Source organism: Microbispora sp. ATCC PTA-5024 (genome assembly GCF_000511135.2).
GTDB lineage: Bacteria > Actinomycetota > Actinomycetes > Streptosporangiales > Streptosporangiaceae > Microbispora > Microbispora corallina.
The window spans coordinates 530,512-534,546 of sequence record NZ_KI866523.1 but is presented as its reverse complement, the minus strand read 5'-3'; the positions used below and the strand labels follow the sequence as shown (position 1 = coordinate 534,546).

The 4,035-nt window shown below is 73.9% G+C and carries 5 protein-coding genes; all 5 read right to left on the bottom strand.

Annotated elements, in window-relative coordinates; translation table 11 throughout:
* Positions 1-247 (bottom strand): hypothetical protein (locus MPTA5024_RS42180; protein ID WP_198167162.1); only part of this gene is annotated, 247 nt, incomplete at its 3' end.
* The gene (locus MPTA5024_RS14925; protein WP_036324649.1) at positions 247-798 is read right to left on the bottom strand and encodes an RNA polymerase sigma factor; all 552 of its coding nucleotides are present in this window, start codon (positions 796-798) and stop codon (positions 247-249) included. The genes MPTA5024_RS14925 and MPTA5024_RS42180, both read right to left, overlap by 1 nt.
* A 53-nt stretch (positions 799-851) precedes the next feature.
* A complete protein-coding gene (locus MPTA5024_RS14920; protein WP_198167161.1) occupies positions 852-1,814 on the bottom strand; it encodes an endonuclease/exonuclease/phosphatase family protein in 963 nt (320 codons plus the stop codon).
* A gap of 172 nt (positions 1,815-1,986) precedes the next feature.
* The gene (locus MPTA5024_RS14915; RefSeq protein ID WP_036324648.1) at positions 1,987-2,532 is read right to left on the bottom strand and encodes a hypothetical protein; all 546 of its coding nucleotides are present in this window, start codon (positions 2,530-2,532) and stop codon (positions 1,987-1,989) included.
* A partial coding sequence (locus MPTA5024_RS14910; protein WP_036324647.1) for a PHP domain-containing protein occupies positions 2,529-4,035 on the bottom strand: 1,507 nt, incomplete at its 5' end. The genes MPTA5024_RS14910 and MPTA5024_RS14915, both read right to left, overlap by 4 nt.

Below are 4,035 nucleotides of genomic sequence, written 5' to 3'. Positions count from 1 at the left end.
GGCGGCGGCGCGTGCCGGTGAGCAGCAGGACGGGCCGGCGGCGCGGCACGGCCCGGCGGGCGGGCGGCGGCGTTGTCCTCGGCGTTGTCCTCGGCGTTGTCCTCGGTGTGGCGAAGGCGCGGGCGAGGTCGTCGCCGCGCCGCCGCTCGTACGTTCTGAGGGTGAGCTCGTCGAGGGATCGGGGCTTGAGGTCGGAGAAGGTGCGGTCGTTCACGGTGTGCTCCGGGGAGGGTCGGCTGGGGGTCATCACGCCTCTTCCGCGTATCGGCGGGGGACGGCCGGCGCCGTGGGGCGGGCCGCCTTCGGCTCGGACCGCAGTGCCCGGGCCAGGCGCCCGCGCGCCCGGTGCAGGCGGACGTTGTACGTGCGAACGGAGCAGCCCATCACGGCCGCGGCCTGGTCGGGCGGCAGCCCGTGCCAGGTGGCCAGGGCGAGGGCCTCGACGTCCCGCTCGGGCAGCGAGGCCAGCGCGGCGAGCGCGCTCTGCCGGTCGACGACGTGCTCGGCCACGTCCCACGCCACGTGGTCGTGGGTGGTGCTGAGCGCGGTGACGCGGTCGACCAGCGACAGGCCGCGGCGGCGCGAGTCGCGCTGCTTGGCGAGGAGGTTGCGGGCGACACCGAGCAGCCAGGGCAGCTCGGCCTCGGGCATCTCCTCCAGGCGCCGCCAGGCGACCAGAAAGGTCTCGCTGACGACGTCCTCGGCCGCGCCCCGGTCCGCGCGCAGCAGGGCGTACCCCAGCACGCTGCGATAGTGCCGGTCGTAGAGGTCGGTGAAGCGTTCGTGGGGATCGTTCACGACCAGTAGTCCCTCCGGGGCGGCCCAGATTACCGGCCGGAGGAGAATTCCCCTTAAGGGGCGATGCGCAGTTCGGCGAACACCCCGCGGTGGTCCGACCGGGGCAGCTCCTCGATCGCGGTGGAGACCGCGAACGACCGCTTGTCCACGAGCACGTGGTCGATGGCGACCATGGGGAACAGCCGATGACTGGCCGGCCACGTCATGGTGAGCCCGTTGCCCGTCTCGGCGGCGGAGTCGACGTAGCCGGTCGCCAGCAGGTTCCTGAGGACGGCGTGGTCGAGGGTCGAGTTGAAGTCGCCCGACAGGATCCGCGTCACGCCGGACGACGGGGCCGGGGGCAGCGTGCGCACGCCCTCCTCCCACTCGCCGACCGTCTCCGGCACGGGGGCGACCGGGTGGACGGCGACGATCTCGACGGGCGTGCCGTCGGGCGTGGTGGTCTCCGCGACCGGCATGTGGTGGCCGACCGGCGTGAACAGCCCGGTCCGCTCGGTGAGCGGGCGGGCGGAGAAGATGCCGGTCCCGGTCGGGCCGGGCCCCGTCTGCGCGACCCGGTACGGCAGCAGCGCGGACAGGCCGCCGGCGTCGAGGTCGTCCAGCAGCCAGGGCGTGAGCTCCTCCAGCGTGACGACGTCGGGGTGGAGGCGGCGGATCAGGTCGACGATCGCCTGGGGGTCGGCCCGGCCCTCGTTGAGGTTGGCGGTGAGGACGCGCAGCGGGTGGCCGCCCGCCTCCTGCCGGCCGCCCACGGCCCGGGGGACGACCCACCAGGCGAACAGCAGCGCGAGGGCGACCGTGACGGCCGTCGCCGCCCTGCCGCGGGAGGCGACGCCGAGGAGCGCCGTCACCACCGCCGCGCCGGCGGCGAACGGCGTCAGCGCGACCAGGCCGACGGGCAGCGTCGAGCTCTCCACGCCCAGGATCCTGAGCAGGGCGAGGCCGGCCAGCGGCACGGCCGCCAGCCAGGCCAGCACACCCGCGATCCGGCGCAGCGGCCGGCGTCGTCCGGGCACATCGACACGCGGTAGGACTTCGTCCGTGAGCACGAGCACACCCCCGCGGCGACCCTAGCAACGGGACCGCTCCACGCGAGGGCGGCACCAGCCGATAATCGCCGGTTTTCAGCCGATTCTCAGGTTGCTCACATCCCCCCTAGAGGAGGGCGCCACGCCGGTGACCGGCGGGTCAGGCGTGATCGGCGCAGCAGGGGGTGGGGTCGGGCACCTCGGCCGGCATGAGCAGCCCGCCGGCCGCGGGCATCGTGAGCAGGGTCATCAGGCCGTCCCGCCAGACCGGGCGGACGTGGTCCCTCGTGTTCACCACCGCCGCGGCATCCGGGGGATCGGGCTGGGCGAGGACCAGCACCCGCTCGACGGCCGAGCACTCCAGCAGGTCGCCGACCGTGAGCGACCCCACCAGCGCGTCGCGGCCCGGGAACAGCACGACCCGCCCCGACAGCCGTCCCGCGTGCTCGGCCGCGGCCCGCGCCGCGCCCTCCGCCTCCGGCCCGGTACGGCTGTCGCCCAGGGCGGCCGAGACCCCCTCGGGCAGCGCCCCGAGGTCGACCGGCCCGGGCACGGCGACCGAGCACGCCACGTGGGGCAGCCCGGTGCGGACGAAATGGGTGCAGGCGACCACGTCGTCCGGCAGGCCGAGCGCCTCCGCCACGGCGTGGAGGAGGCGCTCGGCCTCGGGGACCGTACGGGATCCGCCGTCGACGCCGAGGATCATCGGCGCGGCACGATCCAGATCGGGTTGCTGTAGAACCACAGGTCCTTCCACGGGTCGGCGTCGCCGAAGACGTCGATCGCGGGGCCGTGCGGGTCGACCGACGCGCCGAGCAGCCCGGGGGCGCTCCGGTTGGCGTCGGTGCCGCGCAGGCGCACGTAGACCGGGTGGTCCACCGCGCCGACCTGGTAGGTGAAGGTGACGGTGCCGCTGTTCCTGCCGACCTCGAACGACTGGACGACCTTGGTCGACGGCGTCGTGAAGACGTCCTTGTCGGCCGCCGGGCCGGTCACGTCGCCCTGGATCACGTCCACCCGGGCCAGGACGGGGATGACCTGCGCCCAGTTGGGCCGGTTGGCAAGCGTGATCTCGATGGCCACCTCGACCGGGGAGCCCTTGCGGACGTACAGGGTGTCGCCGAGGGTGACGCCGCGGTTGCCGCGGACCCGGGCGCGGACGACGAGGCCGTTGATCAGGCCGCCGTGGTCCACCCAGATGCGGCCGCCGCGGATGCCGTCCATGACGGCGCCGTACGAGAAGTCGGTGGCGCCGACGTGCGTGCGGCTGTAGAAGCCGGGCCAGAAGTCGCCGTTGGCGAGGTTCGGGACGCCCTTGTAGACCGGGTCGCCGTAGCGGCCGTTGGCGTCGAAGTCGCCGCCCCCGCGGTCGCTCGTGTCGGCGTAGACCGTGTGCGAGTCGGAGTTGGCGGTGATCCACCAGGGCTTGCCCTCGGCCAGGAGGCTGTCCCACAGGCCGCCGACGGTCGCGGTCATCCAGTCGAAGCCGCCGAAGGTCTTGTAGCTCTCGGGCGGGTAGCCGGGGAAGGAGTCGGCGCTCGGGCTGTTGTCGTAGAACCCGCGGCCGGAGCCGGGGCCGTTCGGCTTGGCGATGCCGGCGGCCTGGTGGCCGGGGGCGCCCTCCATGCCTACCGCGATCGACGGCTGCGCGTCGCGCCAGCCGCGGATCTCGTGGGGCGAGTCGATGCCCTTGCGCGCGGGGTGGTTGGCCAGGAACAGCGCGTCGGGGACCCGGCGGCTCCTGACGGCCTGGGCGAGGAAGTTCAGGCCCGCGATGGCGAGGGCCTCGTTCTGCGGCGTGTTGGCGCCCGCGCCCTTCACCGACCCGTCGAAGGAGTTCTCGAACTCCTTGAGCGTCGCCACCTCGTCCCGGCCGGGCGCGACGAACACGGTGCCGTGCTCGGCGGCCGGGATGTTCCACTCCAGGCCCTGGAAGACGAGGGTGTCCCTGACCGCCTGACGCGCGGCCACGATATCGGGGTTGACCTTCTCCACGCCGATCTTCGCGTGCGCGGCGCTGCCGTGGTCGGTGATGACCATCCAGTCGAGGCCGTACGCGTTGCCGTGCCGGACCTGGTCGATCACCCGGTACATGCCGTCGTTGCTGTGCTGCGTGTGGATGTGGTGGTCGCCGGAGAGCCACAGGTACCCGTCCCTGGGCTCGCGGTCGTCCCCGCCGCGGGCGGGCAGGGTCGCGGCGTCGGCGGCG

Bases quoted from the DNA above. Each gene is read 5' to 3' on its own strand.
- MPTA5024_RS14915 (WP_036324648.1), bottom strand. From the start codon at position 2,532: ATGATCCTCGGCGTCGACGGCGGATCCCGTACGGTCCCCGAGGCCGAG.